Genomic DNA, 18,377 nt, shown 5'->3' with positions numbered 1-18,377 from the left:
TGCGACGCATTGAGTCAGGCTGTCGAGTCGGGCTAACCTGTTCGCGTGGCTTCCGTCTGTGATGTGTGCGGCAAGGGTCCCGGGTTCGGCATGAACGTGTCGCACTCGCACCGGCGTACCCGTCGTCGTTTCAACCCCAACATCCAGTCGGTGCGCGCCATGGTCTCCGGCTCGCGCAAGCGCATGAACGTGTGCACCAGCTGCCTCAAGGCCGGCAAGGTCGCGCGCTAGAGGTCCTTGGCGAAGCTGTACGACTCGGGCGCGCATGCGTAGTGCCCGAAACCGGGGATCCGCTCGTACCCCGACGACTCGTACAGGCTGACTGCCTCCGGCTGCCGATCGCCGGTCTCGAGCACGATTCGACGTGCGCCGGCCAGTCGCGCCCGGTCCTCGAGGGCGGCCAGCATCACCCGCGACAGCCCCTTGCCGCGAGCCTCGGGCACGACGTACATCCGCTTGAGCTCGACCGCCGTCGGCGCGTGCCGGCGGAAACCGCCGGTCGCCACGGGTACGCCGTCGAGGTAGCCGACGAGGAACAGCCCCTGCGGAGCGGCGAACTCCCCCGGTTCGACCGGCGTCTCGTCCGGGCCGCCGTAGCGCGCGACGTACTCGGCCTGCACGGCAGCGACGAGCTGCGCCGCGACCGCCGAGTCGTAGGCGACCTCACGCAGCTCGAGCTCGCTCATCGATGCCGCCAGCCGTGGTCGACGGGGCCGATCCCGCTACCGAGGGGGAACCCCGCGGCGATGGCCCCGGTCACGTAGTCCTTCGCGGCCGTCACTGCCGCGGGGACGTCGTCGCCAAGGGCGAGCCGGGACGCGATCGCCGAGGCGAGGGTGCAGCCGGTGCCGTGGGTGTGGACCGTGTCCAGGCGCTGCGCCGCCAGCTCGAGGGTGGTCTGCCCGTCGGTGAGCAGGTCCACCGCGTCGCCGTGTGGGAGATGGCCGCCCTTGACCAGCACCCACGTCGCACCCAACGCCAGGACCGCCTCCGCCGCCCTGCGTTGCCCGTCGCGGTCGTCGACGGCAAGCCCGGTCAACCGCTCGACCTCGGGCAGGTTCGGCGTGACGACGGTCGCGATCGGAAGCAGCTCGGTGACGATCGCCGAGACCGCCGACTCGACGAGCAGCGGGTCGCCGTGCTTGGAGACGCAGACCGGATCCACCACGATCGGAACGGCGACGTCGGCCAGCCGCTGCGCCGTCGCCTCGACGAGGGCGGGAGAGGCGAGCATCCCGGTCTTGACCGCGTCGACGCCGATGTCGTCGATCACGGCGTCCAGCTGCGCCCGAACGGCCTCGACGGGCAGCTCCCAGTAGCCGTGAACGCCGGTGGAGTCCTGGGCGGTCACCGCGGTCACCACCGACATGCCGTGTACGCCGAGCGCAAGCATCGTCTTCAAGTCGGCCTGGATCCCCGCCCCACCCCCGGAGTCGGACCCGGCGACGGTGAGCACCCGTGGCGGTGGCGATGTAGGCACCCGCCGAGGCTAGGAGAAGTGCTCGTGTCCGCCGCGGACCGGCGTCGCTCGATCGACGAAGCTCACTCCTGGCGGTCCCGCCACGACCCGGCCGATCTCGACGGCCCCGTCCGGCACCGCCCCCCGCGCCGACCCCACGAACGCGTGGTCGTCACCCCCGGTGGTGACCCAGTCGAGCGGGTCCACACCGAGGGAGGCGGCGGCGGCGGCGACCGCAGGGGCGACCGGAAGCGATGCCGCCGCCAGCTCGATGTGGGCCTGCGACGCCGCCGCGAGATGGCCCAGGTCGGCGACCAGTCCGTCGGAGACGTCGATCAGCGACGCGAGCAGCCCCGAGCGTGCCGCGGCGAGTGCCTCGTCGTAGGCGGGACGGGGACGCCGGTGCGCGTCGGCCAGCGGATGGCTCGGCCGGCCCGCCTCGAGCAGCGCGAGGCCGGCCGCCGCCCAACCGAGCCGGCCGAACAGCACCACTCGCTCGCCCGGCGCGGCGCCGGAGCGGGTCAGCGGGTCTCGGCCCTCGAGGTCGCCGAGCGCGGTCACCGCGACTGACACGGCGGCCGCCGAGCTGACGTCGCCGCCCACGACCGACGCGCCGACCCGGTCTGCCTCGTCGCGCAGCCCGTCGGCGAGCGCCTCCGCCCACGCGGCGTCGAGGTCGGGCGGCGCGCAGAGCGCGACCACCAGTGCGGTGGGGCGCGCTCCCATCGCGACGACGTCAGCAAGGCTTGCCGCGGCCGCGCGGCAGCCCACGTCGTACCCGCTCGACCAGTCCCGCCGGAAGTGGCGGTCTTCGACGAGAACGTCGACCGTGGTCACCACGCGGCCGTCCGGCGCGGTGACGACGGCGGCGTCGTCGCCTGGCCCGACGAGGACCTGCTGACCTTGCCGCAGCCGCGACACGACGCGGGCGATCAGCGCGAACTCGCCGGTACGCCCGATCGACCCCTCCGGGGAGCCAGAAACCGAGATGACGACGCTCCCTTCAGTTCGGGTACGGTCGTCGCGTGACCGTCCAGGCGTACATCCTCATCCAGACCGAGGTCGGCAAGGCCGCCGCGGTGGCCGCCGAGATCTCGACGATCAAGGGCGTCACCCAAGCCGAAGACGTCACCGGCCCCTACGACGTCATCGTTCGCAGCGAGGCCAGCGACATGGACGAGCTCGGCAAGCTCGTGGTGGCGAAGGTGCAGTCGGTGGCGGGCATCACCCGCACCCTCACCTGCCCGGTCGTCCACCTGTAAGGCCGTGCGCTGAGGCTGACGCTGCTCGCGGCGAGCGCCGTGACCGTGCTCGCCGCGGCTGCGTGCAGCTCTTCCGCGACGTCCGTCACGCTCCCGCCGCCGCATCCGGCCGGCCAGGACGCGCAGCGCTGCGACCGGCTCGGGGCTGCACTTCCCGGCACGCTCGCCGGCCTTTCCGCCCGGCAGACCGAGCCGCGATCGTCCCTGACCCACGCGTGGGGTTCACCGCCCGTCACGCTGGTCTGCGGGGTGCCGGCGCCTGCCGGCTACCGGCCGGCCTCGACCTCGACCCTGTCGGTCGACGACGTGCAGTGGTACGAGCAGGTCGGTGCGGATGCGGTCACCTGGACCGCGATCCGTCCGGACCCGCTGTCGCGTCATCGCGTCTACGTCGCGCTGACGGTGCCCAAGCACTACAGCCAGGACGCGGCGTTTTTGACCGCCCTCGCGCGTCCGCTGAAGAGCGCGCTTTCCTGACTCAGCGCAGCCCGGTGCCGCGACGGACCGCGTCGTCGATCAGCCGGCTCACCAGCTGCGGGTAGCTCACTCCGCTCGCGGCCCACATCTGGGGGAACATCGAGACCGGGGTGAAGCCGGGCATGGTGTTGACCTCGTTGACCAACAGCCGGCCGTCGTCGACGAGGAAGAAGTCGACCCGGGCCAAGCCTTCGCAGTCGAGCGCCTCGAACGCCGCGACTGCGGCCTGCTGGATCTGCGCGACCAGCTCCGCCGACAGCTTCGGCGGGATGTCGAAGGCAGTCCCCGAGTCCGGCATGTACTTCGCGTCGAAGTCGTAGAAGTCGCTGCCGTCGGCCAGCCGGATCTCCGCCGGCAGCGACGCCTCCGGCGGGCCGCCGTCGGCACCGGCCAGGACACCGCACTCGATCTCCCGCCCGACGACCCCGGACTCGATCAGCGCCTTCGGGTCGTGGCGGAAGGCCTCAGCCAGCGCCGGCGCCAGACCGGCCTGTTCGCTCACCCGCGAGATGCCGATGCTCGACCCGCCGCGCGCCGGCTTCACGAACACCGGCCAGTCCAGATCGGCCACCTCCGCCGGGACGGAACGGCCTTCACGCGCGATGACGTAGCCGGGGACCGGCAGCCCGGCCGCACTCAGGAACCGCTTCATGTGGGCCTTGTCCATCGCGGCCGCTGAGGCGAACACCCCGGAGCCGACGTACGGGATGCCGGCGAGCTCGAGCAGCCCCTGCAGCGTGCCGTCCTCGCCGTACGGACCGTGCAGCAGCGGGAAGGCGACGTCGATCTGGCCGCCAAGGGCGTCGGGCAGTGCGGTCGGATCACCCGGGATCGCCACCGACAACCCCTCGGCGGCGACCGTCGGCAGCTCGCGGCCGCGCATCTCCAGCGCCGACGTGTCGGCGATCACCCAGCGTCCGCCGGGCGTGATGCCGACCGGTACGACGTCGTAGCGCTGCGGATCCAGGGCTGCCAACACGCTTCCGGCCGTGACGCACGAGACGGCGTGCTCGCTGCTACGCCCTCCGAAGATGACCGCGACCCGCAGTCGAGGCGTCACTGCTGGTAGGGCCGGATCGCGCCGATGAAGTCCGGCCGGGCGTCGCTGGTGATCTCGACGTTCTCGCCGGTTTCTGGCGCTTGAACCATCTCGCCGTTGCCGATGTACATGCCCACATGATGGATGGTGTCGGGGTCCGACGTGTTGTAGGCGAAGAACAGCAGGTCGCCGGGCCGCAGATCCGACACGGCGACGTGCGCGCCTTCTTCCCACTGGAAGCCGGTCCAGTGCTGGAGGTGGACCCCGACCTGGTCGTAGGACCACATCACCAGGCCCGAGCAGTCGAAGGAGTCCGGACCGGCGCCACCCCACACGTAGGGCTTGCCGATCTGGGACTCCGCCGCCTGCACGGCCGCCTCGCCCGTGGCGGCCGAGATGGTGTCGCTGAGGTCGCCGGTCTCCCCGGCGTAGGGGCTCGACCCGCTCGACGGCGGCGCCGCGCTCACGGCCGGCGGTGCTGCCAGCGCGGCAAGCCGCTCCCGCTCGAGCCTCGACGCGGTTGTCTGGGCGTCGGCGAGCAGTGCGGCAAGGTGGGCCTTCTTGCGGTGCAACGAGGTCAGCAACCGCTGCTGGTCCGCCACCGCTGCCTCGGCCTGCGACTTCGCCTTCGCGGCGACGTCCGCCGCCTGGCGAGCCTTGCCGGCGACGCTTTCCGCCTGCTTCGCGACGACGCCTTGATAGATCGAGGCGGCGTCGAGCCTGGCCAGCGTCCGGTGCTGACTGACCGAGATCGCATCGATCGCAGCGACCCGACCCACCAGGGCTCGGGTGCCACCGGGTGCGAGAACCGCGTCGATCGAGGACAACCCACCCGACTCGTACGCGGCGCGGGCGAAGTGGGACACCGAGCGCTGGCTCTTCGCGACCTGGGCGTTGGCGACCGCGAGCACGCTTTCCGCGGTGTTGGCATCGCGCTCGGCGGCGGCGAGCTTCACCTGGGCCTCGTCATAGGCCTCGACGATTCCCTCCGCCGCGTCGCTGAGCTTCTGGAACTTCGCCTGCGCCCGCGCCAGCGCAGCCGCCGCGTGCGCCACCTGCTGCTCGCGCTCAGCGACCGTCGCCTTGCTCTGCGCGACCTGGCCGGCCGACGGCGCCGGCCCGTGCGAGGCGTACGCCGGTGCCGCGGCGCCGCTGGCGCACAGCGCGGCGACCAGCGCAGCAGCCACTGTGGCACCACGAGTCACAGGAGCAACTGTAGAGTCGACCGGGTCAGAAGTCCTGGCTTTGAGCGTGCTCCAGCGCGTGGCGGATGTCGGCGACGAGGTCGTGCGGGTCTTCCAGCCCGATCGAGAACCGGACTGCGCCGGGCAGGATGCCGGCGGTCAGCAACGCGGCGTCGTCGAGCTGGCGGTGGGTGGTCGACGCGACGTGGCTGACCAGCGAATGGACGCCGCCGAGGCTCGTCGCGATCAACGCCACCCGCAGTGCGTCGGCGAAGGCGAAGCCGGCTGCCCGGCCGCCCTTCGGCGTGATCGTCACGACCGCGCCGTACCTCGTGCCCTCCGCCCCCGCTTCGAACAGCTTCGTGGCCAGCGCGTGCTGCGGATGGCCGGCCAACCCCGGGTAGTCCACCCGCTCGACGGCGGGGTGGTCGGCGATCGCCGACGCGACCGCGGCAGCAGTCGCACAGTGCCGCGCGACCCGCAGCGGAAGTGTTGACAGACCACGCTGCAACAGGAAGGCCTCGTCGGGCGCGAGGCTGCCGCCCAGGTCCACGCGTGCCTTGCGCACCGCGGTCAGGAGGTCGACGTCCCCGACGACCACTCCGCCGGTGACGTCGCCGTGGCCGCCGATGTACTTCGTCGCCGAGTGCACGACGAGATCGGCGCCCCAGGCCAGCGGCCGGCAGACCGGGGGCGGGGCGAAGGTCGAGTCGACGCAGAGCGGGATCGCTGCGTCGCGACAGATCGCGGCGAGGGCCGGCAGGTCTGCCACGGCGGTGGTCGGGTTGGCGATCGTCTCGGCCCACACCAGCGCCGTGCGGTCCTGGATGGCGTCGCGCACCGCCGACACGTCGGTCATGTCGACGAACGTCGCGGTGACCCCGAAGCGGCGAAGCACATGCTCGATGACGCCGTAGGTTCCGCCGTACACCGCCGCCGGGGCGACGACGTGCGAGCCGGTTTCGCACAGCGCCAGCAGCACGGTCGAGATCGCCGCCATGCCGGAGGCGAACGGCTGCGCCGCGACAGCGCGGTCGATCCCGTGGGCCTCGAGCGAGGCGAACCCGAGGGCGAAGGCGTCGGCGGTGGGGTTGTCGATGCGGCTGTAGGTGTAGCCGGCAGCCCTGTCACCGAGGACGTCGGCGTAGTCCTGCGCCGTGTCGAAGGCGAACGTGCTGGTCCGGTACGTCGGCAGGCCGACCGCACGGACGCGGCTGAAGTCCGGTCGCGGCGCGTGGACCGCGCGGGTGCCCTCACCGCCGCCCGCGTCGGCCGGCTCGAGGATCGGCAGGTTGTGGCCGGCGGGTGTGGCCTCGGGGTCGGACATGTGGTGGGTCAGACGTCCGCGTCTTGCTCGTGCTTGGGATCGCTCGACAGCAGGGACGTCAACATGTCCTGCACCGTCATGCCGTCGACGACCACCTTCACGACGTGCTCGGTGATCGGCGCCGCGACGTTGTGCAGGCGGGCGACGTCGAGGATCGAGCGACACGACTTCACGCCTTCGGCGGTCTGCTTGGTCTTGGCGACGACCTGCTCGACGGTGAACCCGCGACCCAGGTCCTCCCCGAAGGTCCGGTTGCGTGACAGCGGCGACGAGCAGGTGGCGACCAGGTCGCCCATGCCGGCCAAGCCGGCGAAGGTGAGTGGCTCGGCGCCGAGCGCCACCCCGATCCGCGCCGTCTCCGCCAGGCCACGGGTGATTAGCGAGGCGCGCGCGTTGTCGCCGAGGCCGAGGCCGGCTGCCATCCCGACCGCGAGGGCGATCACGTTCTTGACCGCTCCGCCGAACTCGCAGCCGATCACGTCGTGGTTGCGATAGGGCCGGAAGTAGCCGGCGTTGCACGCGAGCTGCACCACGCCGGCGACCTCGAGGTCAGTGCACGCGACGACGGCGGCGGCCGGCTCGCGGCGAGCGATCTCCTTCGCGAGATTCGGTCCGGTCACGGCGGCGACCCGGTCCTCCGGCACGCCGACGACCTCGCGGATCACCTCGGTCATCCGCTTGTCGGTCCCGAGCTCCACGCCCTTCATCAAGCTGACGAACGTCGCGTCGCGAGGCAGCCGGTCGACCAGGTCGACGAGGTTCGCGCGCAGCGTCTGCGACGGCACCGCGAGGACGACGATCTCTGCGCCGGCCAGTGCTTCGTCGGGGTTCGCGGTCGCGCGCAGACCGGAGGACAGCGCGATTCCCGGCAGGTAGTCCGGGTTCTCGTGCCGGTCGTTGATCGCGTCCGCGAGCTCGGGCCGGCGTCCGCAGATGACGGTGTCGGTGCCGGCGTCGACAAGCACCTGCGCGAAGGCGGTCCCCCAGGAGCCGGCTCCGATCACCGCCGCACGCGTCACGCCGCAGCCTCCGGGTTGCTCGATGCCTTCGGGTCGAAGGTCTGTGCCGGCGGGGTGCCGCCGCGAAGCTCGACGAGCAGCTCGGTGATCTTCGCCATGACCAGCTCCGTCACCTCTCGGAGCAGCTCGGCGTCGACGGGTCGTCCGCGGTAGGCCGACAGATCGACCGGCTCGCCGGCCAGCAGCTGCATGCGCTTGCGCGGCGGTGCCAGGTTCGGAAGCTTCGCCTTGTAACGCCACAGCTTCTGCGGGCCCCACTGGGCGATGGGGATCACGGGTGCGCCGGTCTCGAGCGCGAGCCGCGCGACACCGGTACGCGCCTTCATCGGCCAGCAGTCCGGGTCACGGGTGGCGCTGCCCTCCGGGTAGATGAGCAGGCACTCGCCCGCGTTGACCGCGTCGATGGCGGCCGACAGCGCGTTGGCGGCGTCCGCCGTACCTCGATAGACCGGGATCTGGTTGGCACCGATGAAGATGCGCCGCGTCAGCGGATGCTCGAACAGCGACGACTTCGCCAGGAACTTCGGGGTGCGCCCGGCCTCGAGCACATACAAACCGAGGGCGAACGGATCGATGTAGCTGACGTGGTTCGCGGCGAGAATCACGCCGCCCGACTTGGGCACCCGCTCGGCACCACGCCAGTCGCGAGTGGTGGTGAGCCGAAGGAACGGACTCACTACCACGACGACCAGGCGGTACCAGAATCCGAGGCGCCCATACCGCATCCTGCGAGGATGCCAGACATGTCCCAGCAAGCGGACCGCTGGTCGCTGATCGTGCCGGTCAAGCGGGTGGAGATCGCGAAGACCCGGCTTGCGGTCGACGTCGCGGCCCGCACGACGCTGGCCGTGACGATGGCAGTCGACACCGTCACCGCGGCCCTCGGCTGCGAGCGGGTGGCGATGGTCGTCGTCGTCACCGATGACGGCCGGGCACGAGAGGCGCTGCGAGAACTCGACGTGACGATCGTCGCCGACGTACCCGACGCCGGCCTCAACGCGGCGTTGAGCCACGGCGCGCGAAGTGCCGCCACTGCGCGAGTGGCGGCGTTGTCCTCCGATCTGCCCGCGTTGCGCCCGGCGGACCTCTCGGTCGTGCTCGAACAGGCACAACGCCACGCCCGCGCCGTGGTCGCCGACCAGCAAGGCACCGGTACGACGCTGTTGTGTGCGGAGTCGGTCGCGAGCTTCACGCCACAGTTCGGCGTCTCGTCTCTCGCGGCTCATGTCGCCGCGGGGGCCTACGACCTCACCCCGCTCGCACCGGAGTCACTTCGTCGCGACGTCGACACCGTCGAGGACCTGCGGGCAGCCGTCCGCCTCGGCATCGGGGCGAGCAGCGCCGCGGCGCTGCGGTCGCTTCCGGCGGTGTGGAACGAATGACGGTGCAGGCGACGGTACGCCGCTTCGACGAGGCGACACGAAGCGGGGACGTGCTGCTCGACTCCGGCGCCGCCGTGGAGTTCGACGCGGGCGCGTTCGACCGGTCGGGGCTGCGGCTGCTGCGCACCGGGCAGCGAGTGCGACTCGATCTCGACGAGGCGGGCCGGGTCAGGTCGCTGACGATCGCGACCTTCCCCGACCCGGCCTGACTCCTCGAGCGGGCTGGCGGCTAGCGCTTCTTGGCGGGGGCCTTCTTGGCGGGGGCCTTCTTCGCCGGCGCCTTCGCGGCCTTCTTGGCGGCGGTCTTCGCCGCTGCCGCGGCCTTGCGGGGACCGGCGGAAGCCGTCTTCGCGGCGCTGCGCGCGGTGGAGGCGGTGGACTTGGCCGCCGCCTTGGTCGCGGCGTCGGTCACCTTGCCGAGCTTCACCGCGCCGCTGACGACGCCCTTGAACTGGGTGCCGGGCCGGAACTTCGGCACCGCGGTCGCCTTGACCTTCACCGTTGCGCCGGTGCGCGGGTTGCGGCCGGTACGAGCAGCGCGCTCGACCTTCTCGAACACCCCGAAGCCGGTGATCGCCACTCGCTCACCCGCGGCGACCGCTCGCTGGATGGTGTCGAGCACCGCGTCTACCGCGTCCTCGGCCGTCCGCTTGTCCGCGCCCAGCCGGTCGCGAATGGCGTCGATCAGTTCGGCCCTGTTCACGTGCATCCTCCGCAGTCGACGTCGAGGACTGACTGCCCTCGACCTGACGCGGACGCTAGGCCTTAAACGCGACGCGCACAACGATCGCGACCCGCATTTTTTGTTGTGTCGCAGCGCATTCGTGCCCGACGTCGGCCCGACTAGGCCGTGTGGGTTACTTCGACACGTCAGGCGGTGACCGGCAGCCACGACGGACGCTTCGCCTCGAAGGCGTCGATGTCCGCGGTGTGGCGCAGGGTGAGGCCGATGTCGTCGAGCCCTTCCATCAGCCGCCAGCGGGTGTAGTCGTCGATCTCGAAGCCGGCCGAGATCGCGCCCGCCCGCACCTCGCGAGCCTCGAGATCGACCGTGACCGGAGTCGACGGGTCGGCCTCCACGAGGTCCTGCAAGGCCCCGACGACGTCTTCGGGGAGCTGGACGGTGAGCAGTCCGCCTTTGAACGAGTTGCCCCGGAAGATGTCGGCGAACCGCGAGGAGACCACCGCGCGGAAGCCGTAGTCCTGCAGCGCCCAGACCGCGTGCTCGCGCGAGGAACCGGTCCCGAAGTCCGGTCCCGCGACGAGGATCGTCGCGCCGTCGTACCGGTCGTCGTTCAGCACGAACGACGGGTCCTGACGCCACGCACCGAACAATCCGTCCTCGAAGCCGGTGCGCGTCACACGCTTGAGGTACTCGGCCGGGATGATCTGGTCGGTGTCGACGTTGCTACGACGCAGCGGCACTGCGCGACCGGTGTGGGTCGTGAACTTCTCCATGGCGAGGTCCCTTCGCTCTACAGGTCGGCCGGGGCAGCCAGGTGGCCGGCAACCGCCGTCGCGGCAGCCACCGCCGGCGACACCAGATGGGTCCGGCCGCCGGGGCCTTGGCGGCCCTCGAAGTTGCGGTTGGACGTGGACGCGCTTCGCTCGCCGGGGGCGAGCTTGTCGGGGTTCATGGCGAGACACATCGAGCACCCGGCGCCGCGCCATTCGGCGCCGGCAGCCGCGAAGATCTCGTGCAGACCTTCGGACTCGGCGGCGTCCTTGACCACGACCGACCCGGGAACGACAAGCATCCGTACGCCGTCGGCGACCTTGCGGCCGCGCAGCACCTCGGCGACCGCGCGCAAGTCCTCGAGCCGCCCGTTGGTGCAGGAGCCGACGAACACCGTGTCGACCTTCACCTCGCGCAGCGGCGTACCGGCGGTCAGGCCCATGTATTCGAGCGCACGCTCGTCGGCGGCGTCACGGGGCTGCGGGATGTCGGAGGACAACGCGGCGCCCTGGCCCGGGTTGGTTCCCCAGGTGACCCACGGCGAGAGCTTGGTCGCGTCGACTTTCACGACCTTGTCGAAGACGGCTCCCTCGTCGGTCGCCAGCTCACGCCAGGCAGCAACCGCCGCGTCCCAGTCCGCGCCCGTTGGTGCGTTGGGCCGACCCTTCAGGTAGGCGAACGTGGTGTCGTCCGGCGCGATCATGCCCGCGCGGGCGCCGGCCTCGATCGACATGTTGCAGACCGTCATCCGGCCTTCCATCGACAGGTCGCGAACCGCCTCGCCCCGGAACTCGATGACGTGGCCCTGGCCGCCGCCAGTGGTGATCTGGGTGATGATGCCGAGGACCAGGTCCTTGGCGCTCACCCCTGGCGGGAGTGCGCCTTCCACCTCGACCGCCATCGTCTTGGGCCGTTGCAGCGGCAGCGTCTGCGTGGCGAGGACGTGCTCGACCTCGCTCGTGCCGATGCCGAACGCCAGCGCGCCGAACGCTCCGTGGGTGCTGGTGTGGCTGTCTCCGCAGACCACGGTCATCCCAGGCTGGGTCAGACCGAGCTGCGGACCGATGACGTGCACGATCCCCTGGCCGGCGTCACCCATCGGATGCAACCGGATGCCGAACTCCTCGCAGTTGCGCCGCAGCGCCTCGACCTGCGCGAGGCTGACCGGGTCGACGATCGGGCCGGACGTGGTCGGCACGTTGTGGTCCTCGGTGGCGATCGTGAGGTCGGGACGACGGACCTGACGTCCCGACGCCCGCAGCCCGTCGAAGGCCTGCGGGCTGGTGACCTCGTGCACGAGGTGGAGGTCGATGTAGAGCAGGTCCGGCTCGCCTTCGGTGCGGCGGACGACGTGGTTGTCCCACACCTTCTCGGCCATTGTGCGAGCCATGGGCGCTCCTTAGTTGCGTCTCATATCTTGATACAGCAGTATTGCTATATGGCACAGCGTAGCAGCGGCGTAGGGGTGCTCGACAAGTCGGTTCACGTCCTCGAGTGTCTGCGGCCCGGGCCGGCCTCTTTGGCCGAGCTGGTCGAGCGGGCCGGACTGTCGCGGGCCACCACGTACCGCCTCGCGGTCGCCCTCGAGGTGCACGGGCTCGTCGAGCGCGATGCCGATGGGCGCTTCACGCTGGGGCCGGCGCTGCTCGACCTCGCCGCGAACGGCCGGCCTGATCCGTTGCTGCGCGCTGCCGGCGACGTACTGGAACGGCTTTCCGCGCGAACACAGGAAAGTGCGCAGCTGTATCGGCGGGTCGGCGACGTACGCCGTTGTGTCGCGGCGGCCGAACGGTCCAGCGGGTTGCGCGACACCGTTCCGGTGGGGGCGGATCTCCCGATGTCCGCGGGCTCGGCGGCCCAGGTTCTGCTGGCGTGGTCGACCGCGGGTGAGGCTCCGCCAGAAGGCGCCCGGTTCTCCCCCGCCACGCTCGCCGCGGTGCGCCGGCGAGGCTGGGCGGCAAGCGTCGGTGAACGCGAGGCGGGCGTGGCCTCGGTGTCCGCACCCGTTTTCGACGGCGACGGCAGAGTCGTCGCGGCCGTCTCGGTGTCAGGACCGATCGACCGGCTGACCCGAACGCCGGGAAGGCTCCACGCCGCAGCGGTCGTCGCCGCCGCCCGAGAGCTCAGCGAGTCGGTCGGCGGCTGAGTAGGGTTCCGTCTCGTGGTCTCCCCGGAGACGAGCTACCTCGATCGAGACGGGACGTCGCTCGCCTTCCAGGTGATCGGCGATGGCCCAGCCGACGTTCTGCTGTTCATGGAGGTGAACAGCCACCTCGACCTGATCTGGTCCGATCCGCATCTGCACGAGGCGCTCGAGGGCGCAGCGCCGTACATCAGGCTCGCGATGCTTCAGATGCGAGGGATCGGACTGTCCGAAACGACGGCATACATCCCGACACTCGAGCAGCAGGCGTCGGACCTGCTGGCCGTGATGGACGCGGTGGGGATGGAACGCGTCGTGATCGCCTCGATGTTCGGGCTGTGCGGCGCGGCCGCAATGGTGGCCGCACGCGAGCCATCCCGCGTCAAGGAACTCGTCCTCATCAACCCATTCGCGCAAGGTCTCGCGAGCGCAGCGCGGCCTGTCGGGTGGACCGCCGACGAAATGGCGGCGTTCGAGTTGGGGTATCGAGAGGCTTTCGATCGCTGGGGAACCGGGGCGACCGTCGACATGTGGGACTACGTGCTGGCGACGCCATACAACCGACGGCTGTTCGCCCTCAACGAGAGGTGCTCAGCGAGCCCGGCCAAGGCCATGGCGTATTGGGACTGGCTGATGCACACGGACCTCACCGAGATCTGCCGCGCGGTGCAGGTCCCCACTCGCGTGCTACGCAAACCGTCAAGCCCGATCCCGATCGCCGTGACCCGACACTTCGTCGACCTCATCCCCAACGCGACACTCCACGTCATGGCGCCGACGCTGCCCGGCGCTTCATTCGGCGAGTCCTACGCCCCGATGATCGACGAGATCATGGAGGCGACAACCGGATCGGTCATGCCGACTGATGCAAACCGGCTGCTCCGCACCGTGTTGTTCACAGATGTCGTGTCCTCGACGGACCTGCTCGCTGAGCTGGGAGACAAAAGGTACGGCGAGCTTCGCGCGGCGCACGAGCGACTCGTCCGGCTGCACGTCGAGGCTGAGTGCGGCGAGCTGGTCAACGTCATCGGAGATGGAACCTTCAGCGTCTTCGATGGCCCGGTCCAGGCACTGCGAGCCGCATGCAGGATTCGAGACTCCGCCAGCGAGCTTGGGTTGGACGTGCGCGCGGGGTCCCACGCGGGGGAGATCGAGCGCAGCGGTATCGACTTCCACGGCATGACGGTCCACATCGGCGCGAGGGTGTCCAGCAAGGCAGGAGCCGGCGAGATCCTGGTGACGCAGACCGTCCGGGATCTCGTGGCGGGGTCGGGCCTGCGCTTCTCCCCCTGCGGCAGCCACGCGCTCAAGGGGGTCCCGGGAGCGTGGGAGCTGTTCCGGTTGGACGTCGCAGCCGACCAGGACGGAACGGTGCCGATTCAACGAACTGAAGCGACGATCCTCGATCGGTTCACGCTGCAGGCGGCCCGGCGGTTGCCGAAGGTCAACCGAGCGATCGTGCGAATCGGGAACGCACGTGAACGCCGCAAGTCGACGCCGCCCGAGAGCTCAGCGAGTCGGTCGGCGGCTGAGTAGCGTTCCGTCTCGCGCAACGGCCGATTGCGCGAGCCGGCAATGCGGGTGAACGCCGCAAGGCGGGCGCACCCACATGACTCGTCACCACTTCACCTAGGCGTCCACCCGTCCACAGGCTCGACGCCAGTAAGGCAAGTCCTGTCAGGGCCGGTGGGGACGATCGAGAGATGATCAAGAAGTGCTCCGTCGATGGCTGCGAACGTGACGCGAAAGAACGCGGCTGGTGCCACGGCCACTACCAGCGGTGGAAACGGCTCGGACATGTTCAAGCCGAGCGTCCGCTGGGGCGGAAGACACAAGGCACCTGCAAGATCGGCACCTGTGAGCGAACGATCTACGCCCGCGGACTGTGCGCTCCGCACTACCGTCGCCAGATGGCGGGCGGCGACGTGCGCGCGGAGCAGCCCATCCGCCCGCCCGCCGGCGACCGCCACATCAGCCATGGGTACTACGTCGTCAATGTTCCCCCCGAGATGCGCTATCTGACTGGTGGCGACAGCCAAGCCCTCGAACATCGGTTCGTGATGGCCCAACTTCTCAATAGGCCACTGTGGCCTGACGAGAGCGTCCACCACCGCTCGGGCGACCGCCTCGACAATCGTCCGGAGAATCTCGAGCTGTGGAGCCGGTGGCAACCCCGTGGACAGCGGGTTGCAGACAAGATCGCGTTCGCGGTCGAGCTGCTTCGCCGGTACGCCCCAGATCTACTTTCAAAATGATGGGGGCCCGACCGGAAGGCCGGGCCTCTCAACTTGGTAAACGTACCCTCGAGCGGGTTCGAACCGCCGTTACCGCCTTGAGAGGGCGGCGTCCTAGGCCACTAGACGACGAGGGCGAGCGGACCGATTGTCGCTCAGTCCGGTACATCGCTGGGGTACCAGGACTCGAACCTAGACTAGCTGAACCAGAATCAGCCGGGCTGCCAATTACCCCATACCCCAAGGGCCCGCTCTCGCGGGCCGCCGACCACTCTAGCCCAGGCGCACCTGGTTCAACGCCGCGTCGAGACGCACCAAGGTCCGGTCCTTGCCGATCAGCTCGATCGACTCGAACAGCGGCGGCGAGACCGTCTTGCCGGTGACGGCGACACGCACCGGACCAAAGGCGTTCTTGGGCTTCAGACCGAGCCCGTCGACGAGCGCGCCACGTAGCGCGGTCTCGATCTCCGCGGTGGTGAACGACGAGACCGCCTCGAGCGCGGAGTGGGCGGCCTCGAGCGCCGGCTTGGACTCCGGCCCCAGCTGCTTGGCCGCCGCATCCGGATCGACGACGAAGCGTTCGTCGAGCAGGAAGCCGACCATCTCGGCCGCCTCCAACAACGTCGAGACCCGCTCCTGCACCAGCGGCGTCGCCTTGGTCACGATGGCGGCCGCATCGCCGTCGATACCCATGAATGACACCAGGCGGGCAGCAGCGTCCTCGGCGGACAGCTCCCGCATGTAGTGACCGGACAGCCATCGCAGCTTGTCGACGTCGAACACCGGACCGACCGGGTTCACCCGCCCCCAGTCGAAGGTCGCGACCATCTCTTCGAAGGTGAAGATCTCGCGGTCCTCGCCGAGCGAGTAGCCCATCAGCGCCAGGAAGTTGCGCAGCGCTTCCGGCAGGAAGCCCTGCTCGACGAACCAGGTGAGCCGCGCAGCCGGGTTCTTGCGCTTGGAGATCTTCGACTTGTCGGTGTTGCGCAGCAACGGCATGTGGGCGAAGCGAGGCTGCTCCCAGCCGAGCCACTGGTAGAGAAGGACGTGCTTGGGGGTCGAGGCGATCCACTCCTCGCCGCGTACGACATGGGTGATGCCCATCTCGTGGTCGTCAACGACGTTGGCGAGGTGGTAGGTGGGAAACCCGTCGGTCTTCATCAAGACCTGGTCGTCCGGGCGCGGAGCAGTCACCTCACCGCGGATCAGGTCGGTGAAGGTCAGCGGCACGTCGTCGGGAACGAGCATCCGTATGACCGGCGTCTCGGAGAACCCGGGCAGCGCGGCCCGCTCGTCACGGGTCTTCCCGAGACACAGCCGGTCGTAGCCCGTGGGCTGCTTCGCCTTCTGCTGTGCCTCCCGCATTTCGGCCAGCCGTTGCGACGAGCACCAGCAGTGATAGGCGTGACCGCTGGCGAGCAAGGTCTCGACCACCGGCTGGTAGGAAGCCAGCCGCTCGGACTGGCGGTACGGCGCGAACGGCCCCCCGATGTCAGGACCCTCGTCCCAACCGAGCCCCAGCCAGTGCAACGTGTCGTACACCTGCTGCTCGCTGGTCGCGTCGAACCGCGCCCGGTCGGTGTCCTCGATCCGCAGGATGAACGCCCCGCCCTGCTGCCGGGCGAACGCCAGGTTGAACAGCGACATGTACGCCGTACCGACGTGCGGGTCACCGGTCGGTGAGGGCGCAACCCGGAGCCGGACGCTCACCGAGCGACCACGCGGTTGGTGAGCGCGCCGATCGACTCGATCTCCACCTCGACGCTGTCGCCGATCTGCATCGGGCCGATCCCGTCCGGCGTGCCGGTCAGGATCACGTCGCCCGGCAGCAAGGTCATGCATGCGGTGATGTAGGCGATCAGCTGCGGGATCTTGTGCACGATCATCGAGGTGCGCGCGTCTTGCTTGACCTCACCGTTGAGCCGGGTGGTGATCCGAAGGTCCGCGGGGTCGAGGTCGGTCTCGATCCAGGGACCGAGCGGGCAGAACGTGTCGTAGCCCTTGGCCCGCGACCACTGTCCGTCTGTCTTCTGGTGGTCACGAGCGGTCACGTCGTTGGCGCAGGTGTAGCCGAGCACGACGTCCATCGCCCGTTCGACCGGCACGTCACGACACAGCCGCCCCACCACGACTGCGAGCTCGCCTTCGTAGTCGACGCGCTCCGACGACGGTGGGGAGGCGATCTCGTCCCCGCCGGCGATCACGGAGGTCGACGGCTTGAGGAAGATCAACGGCTGCTCGGGGACCTCGCCGCCCATCTCAGCGGCGTGCGAGGCGTAGTTCTTGCCGATGGCGACGACCTTGCTCGGCAGCACCGGCGCCAGCAGCTTCACCGCCGACAGCGGCGCGCGGCCGCCGGTGAACTCGATCGCGCCGAAGGGATGGGCGCTGATCTGCGCGACCGTGTCGCCTTCGATCACGCCGAACGAGACGGCACCGTCGTGGGAGAACCGGGCGATCTGCACTCAGTGCAGTTTATTGAGCGCGGTCAGATCGTCGGCGCTCGGCACCCACTGCCCGGCCGCAACGTTGGCCCTGATCTGCTCCGGCTTGGTCGCTCCCGCGATGACGGAGGCCACCGTCGGCTGCGCTGCGAGGCCGCCGATCGCCACGTCGAGCAACGAGATGCCGCGCTCGTCGGCGTACGCCGACAGCGCCTCGACCTGGTCGAAGCGGGCTTCGGTCAGCCAGTCCGCTCGGCTGGCCAGCCGCGTACCCTCCGGCGCCTGCTCGCCGCGGCGGTACTTGCCGGACAACAGGCCGTTGGCCAGCGGGTAGAACGGCAGCACCCCGACCCCGTACTGGCGGCAGGCCGGAACCAGCTCCGCCTCGACGCCGCGCTCGATCAGGCTGTAGTGGTTCTGCGCGCTGACGAAGCGTTCCAGGCCCGCGGTCCGCGCCGTCCACTCGGCCTCGACCAGCTGCCAGCCGCTGAAGTTGGAGCACCCGATGTAGCGCACCTTGCCCTCGTCGACCAGCTCGTCGAGCGCCGCCAACGTCTCCGCGATCGGCGTCGCCGGATCGGGAGCGTGCATCTGATACAGGTCGATCCAGTCGGTACGCAGCCGCCGCAGCGAGGACTCGACGGCCTTGCGGATGTAGCGCCGTGAGCCGCGCGCCCCCCAGTCGGGGCCGAGCTTCCCACCCATGTCCATGCCGAACTTCGTGGCCAGCACGATGTCGGCCCGCGCGGCGCCGAGCACCTCCCCCAGGAAGTCCTCGGACTCGCCGTAGATGTCTGCCGTGTCGAACAACGTGACACCCGCATCGAGAGCGGCGTGCACCACCTCGCGAGTGGCAGCGAGGTCGATTCGGCGTCCGAAGTTGTTGCAGCCGATCCCGACGACCGAGACGGTCAACCCGGAGCGGCCGAGCCGGCGAAACCGCATCTCACT

Annotated in this window: 22 protein-coding genes and 2 tRNA genes; 8 read left to right on the top strand and 16 right to left on the bottom strand. The window is 70.0% G+C overall.

What is annotated here, in order from left to right; genetic code table 11:
• Positions 1–45 precede the first annotated feature (45 nt).
• Complete coding sequence (gene rpmB / locus VG899_17230; GenBank protein HWA68107.1) at positions 46–231, top strand: 50S ribosomal protein L28; 186 nt, start codon at positions 46–48, stop codon at positions 229–231.
• Here the strand turns inward: rpmB and VG899_17225 are convergent.
• Genes VG899_17225 through VG899_17215 form a run of 3 tightly spaced genes read right to left on the bottom strand, consistent with a single transcriptional unit; the run spans position 228 to position 2,419 of the window.
• A complete protein-coding gene (locus tag VG899_17225; protein HWA68106.1) occupies positions 228–686 on the bottom strand; it encodes a GNAT family N-acetyltransferase in 459 nt (152 codons plus the stop codon). The genes rpmB and VG899_17225 overlap by 4 nt on opposite strands.
• A complete protein-coding gene (gene thiD, locus VG899_17220; GenBank protein HWA68105.1) occupies positions 683–1,480 on the bottom strand; it encodes a bifunctional hydroxymethylpyrimidine kinase/phosphomethylpyrimidine kinase in 798 nt (265 codons plus the stop codon). Before thiD ends, VG899_17225 begins: the two co-directional genes overlap by 4 nt.
• Positions 1,481–1,489: 9 nt before the next feature.
• Positions 1,490–2,419, bottom strand: coding sequence for a thiamine-phosphate kinase (locus VG899_17215; protein ID HWA68104.1), 930 nt, complete (start codon positions 2,417–2,419; stop codon positions 1,490–1,492).
• A 65-nt stretch (positions 2,420–2,484) separates the two neighbouring features.
• On the opposite strand from VG899_17215, the gene VG899_17210 reads away from it, so the two are divergent.
• Entirely contained in the window at positions 2,485–2,721 is a 237-nt protein-coding gene (locus VG899_17210) for an Lrp/AsnC ligand binding domain-containing protein (protein HWA68103.1), read from the top strand.
• Positions 2,722–2,760: 39 nt separating this feature from the next.
• Positions 2,761–3,198 (top strand): DUF3515 family protein, encoded by a 438-nt coding sequence (locus VG899_17205; protein ID HWA68102.1) that lies wholly within the window; start codon positions 2,761–2,763, stop codon positions 3,196–3,198.
• 1 nt (position 3,199) lies between these two features.
• On the opposite strand, the gene VG899_17200 is transcribed toward VG899_17205, so the two are convergent.
• Genes VG899_17200 through VG899_17180 form a run of 5 tightly spaced genes read right to left on the bottom strand, consistent with a single transcriptional unit; the run spans position 3,200 to position 8,492 of the window.
• Complete coding sequence (locus VG899_17200; GenBank protein ID HWA68101.1) at positions 3,200–4,258, bottom strand: D-alanine--D-alanine ligase family protein; 1,059 nt, start codon at positions 4,256–4,258, stop codon at positions 3,200–3,202.
• On the bottom strand, positions 4,255–5,424 hold the full coding sequence (locus VG899_17195) for an NlpC/P60 family protein (GenBank protein ID HWA68100.1): 1,170 nt from the start codon (positions 5,422–5,424) through the stop codon (positions 4,255–4,257). The genes VG899_17200 and VG899_17195 overlap by 4 nt, the downstream gene beginning before the upstream one ends.
• 43 nt (positions 5,425–5,467) lie before the next feature.
• Positions 5,468–6,748, bottom strand: a complete 1,281-nt coding sequence (locus VG899_17190; protein ID HWA68099.1) for an aminotransferase class I/II-fold pyridoxal phosphate-dependent enzyme — start codon at positions 6,746–6,748, stop codon at positions 5,468–5,470.
• Between the two features lie 8 nt (positions 6,749–6,756).
• Entirely contained in the window at positions 6,757–7,767 is a 1,011-nt protein-coding gene (locus VG899_17185; protein ID HWA68098.1) for an NAD(P)H-dependent glycerol-3-phosphate dehydrogenase, read from the bottom strand.
• Positions 7,764–8,492: a lysophospholipid acyltransferase family protein gene (locus tag VG899_17180; protein HWA68097.1), complete on the bottom strand. Its 729-nt coding sequence runs from the start codon at positions 8,490–8,492 to the stop codon at positions 7,764–7,766. The genes VG899_17185 and VG899_17180 overlap by 4 nt, the downstream gene beginning before the upstream one ends.
• Positions 8,493–8,501: 9 nt before the next feature.
• Here VG899_17180 and cofC point away from each other — a divergent pair, with 9 nt between their 5' ends.
• Positions 8,502–9,149 (top strand): 2-phospho-L-lactate guanylyltransferase, encoded by a 648-nt coding sequence (gene cofC, locus VG899_17175; GenBank protein ID HWA68096.1) that lies wholly within the window; start codon positions 8,502–8,504, stop codon positions 9,147–9,149.
• Entirely contained in the window at positions 9,146–9,358 is a 213-nt protein-coding gene (locus VG899_17170; GenBank protein ID HWA68095.1) for a hypothetical protein, read from the top strand. The genes cofC and VG899_17170 overlap by 4 nt, the downstream gene beginning before the upstream one ends.
• Positions 9,359–9,378: 20 nt before the next feature.
• Here the strand turns inward: VG899_17170 and VG899_17165 are convergent, their stop codons facing one another.
• From VG899_17165 to leuC, 3 genes are all read right to left on the bottom strand, one after another.
• Positions 9,379–9,852, bottom strand: a complete 474-nt coding sequence (locus VG899_17165) for an HU family DNA-binding protein (GenBank protein HWA68094.1) — start codon at positions 9,850–9,852, stop codon at positions 9,379–9,381.
• 167 nt (positions 9,853–10,019) lie between these two features.
• Positions 10,020–10,607 carry a 3-isopropylmalate dehydratase small subunit gene (gene leuD / locus VG899_17160; protein ID HWA68093.1) on the bottom strand — a complete coding sequence of 196 codons (588 nt, stop codon included), beginning with the start codon at positions 10,605–10,607 and terminating at the stop codon, positions 10,020–10,022.
• A gap of 17 nt (positions 10,608–10,624) precedes the next feature.
• Complete coding sequence (gene leuC / locus VG899_17155) at positions 10,625–11,995, bottom strand: 3-isopropylmalate dehydratase large subunit (protein HWA68092.1); 1,371 nt, start codon at positions 11,993–11,995, stop codon at positions 10,625–10,627.
• A 48-nt stretch (positions 11,996–12,043) separates the two neighbouring features.
• Here leuC and VG899_17150 point away from each other — a divergent pair, with 48 nt between their 5' ends.
• The 3 genes from VG899_17150 to VG899_17140 all read left to right on the top strand — a co-directional run bounded on the left by VG899_17150 (position 12,044) and on the right by VG899_17140 (position 15,003).
• A complete protein-coding gene (locus VG899_17150; protein ID HWA68091.1) occupies positions 12,044–12,751 on the top strand; it encodes an IclR family transcriptional regulator in 708 nt (235 codons plus the stop codon).
• Positions 12,752–12,766: 15 nt separating this feature from the next.
• Positions 12,767–14,284: an adenylate/guanylate cyclase domain-containing protein gene (locus VG899_17145; protein ID HWA68090.1), complete on the top strand. Its 1,518-nt coding sequence runs from the start codon at positions 12,767–12,769 to the stop codon at positions 14,282–14,284.
• Between the two features lie 167 nt (positions 14,285–14,451).
• The gene (locus VG899_17140) at positions 14,452–15,003 is read left to right on the top strand and encodes an HNH endonuclease (GenBank protein ID HWA68089.1); all 552 of its coding nucleotides are present in this window, start codon (positions 14,452–14,454) and stop codon (positions 15,001–15,003) included.
• Between the two features lie 43 nt (positions 15,004–15,046).
• On the opposite strand, the gene VG899_17135 is transcribed toward VG899_17140, so the two are convergent.
• From VG899_17135 to VG899_17115, 5 genes are all read right to left on the bottom strand, one after another.
• Positions 15,047–15,119, bottom strand: a tRNA-Glu gene (locus VG899_17135).
• A 34-nt stretch (positions 15,120–15,153) separates the two neighbouring features.
• A tRNA-Gln gene (locus tag VG899_17130) sits at positions 15,154–15,225 on the bottom strand.
• Positions 15,226–15,255: 30 nt separating this feature from the next.
• Positions 15,256–16,692 carry a glutamate--tRNA ligase gene (gene gltX, locus VG899_17125; GenBank protein HWA68088.1) on the bottom strand — a complete coding sequence of 479 codons (1,437 nt, stop codon included), beginning with the start codon at positions 16,690–16,692 and terminating at the stop codon, positions 15,256–15,258.
• Positions 16,689–17,447 (bottom strand): fumarylacetoacetate hydrolase family protein, encoded by a 759-nt coding sequence (locus tag VG899_17120; protein ID HWA68087.1) that lies wholly within the window; start codon positions 17,445–17,447, stop codon positions 16,689–16,691. Before VG899_17120 ends, gltX begins: the two co-directional genes overlap by 4 nt.
• The gene (locus tag VG899_17115) at positions 17,448–18,371 is read right to left on the bottom strand and encodes an aldo/keto reductase (protein ID HWA68086.1); all 924 of its coding nucleotides are present in this window, start codon (positions 18,369–18,371) and stop codon (positions 17,448–17,450) included.
• Positions 18,372–18,377 lie beyond the last annotated feature (6 nt).

This window comes from Mycobacteriales bacterium (assembly GCA_035550055.1).
Taxonomy (GTDB): domain Bacteria; phylum Actinomycetota; class Actinomycetes; order JAFAQI01; family JAFAQI01; genus DASZTV01.
The sequence above is the reverse complement of the archived record's forward strand: the minus strand, read 5'-3'. Positions and strand labels throughout refer to the sequence as shown.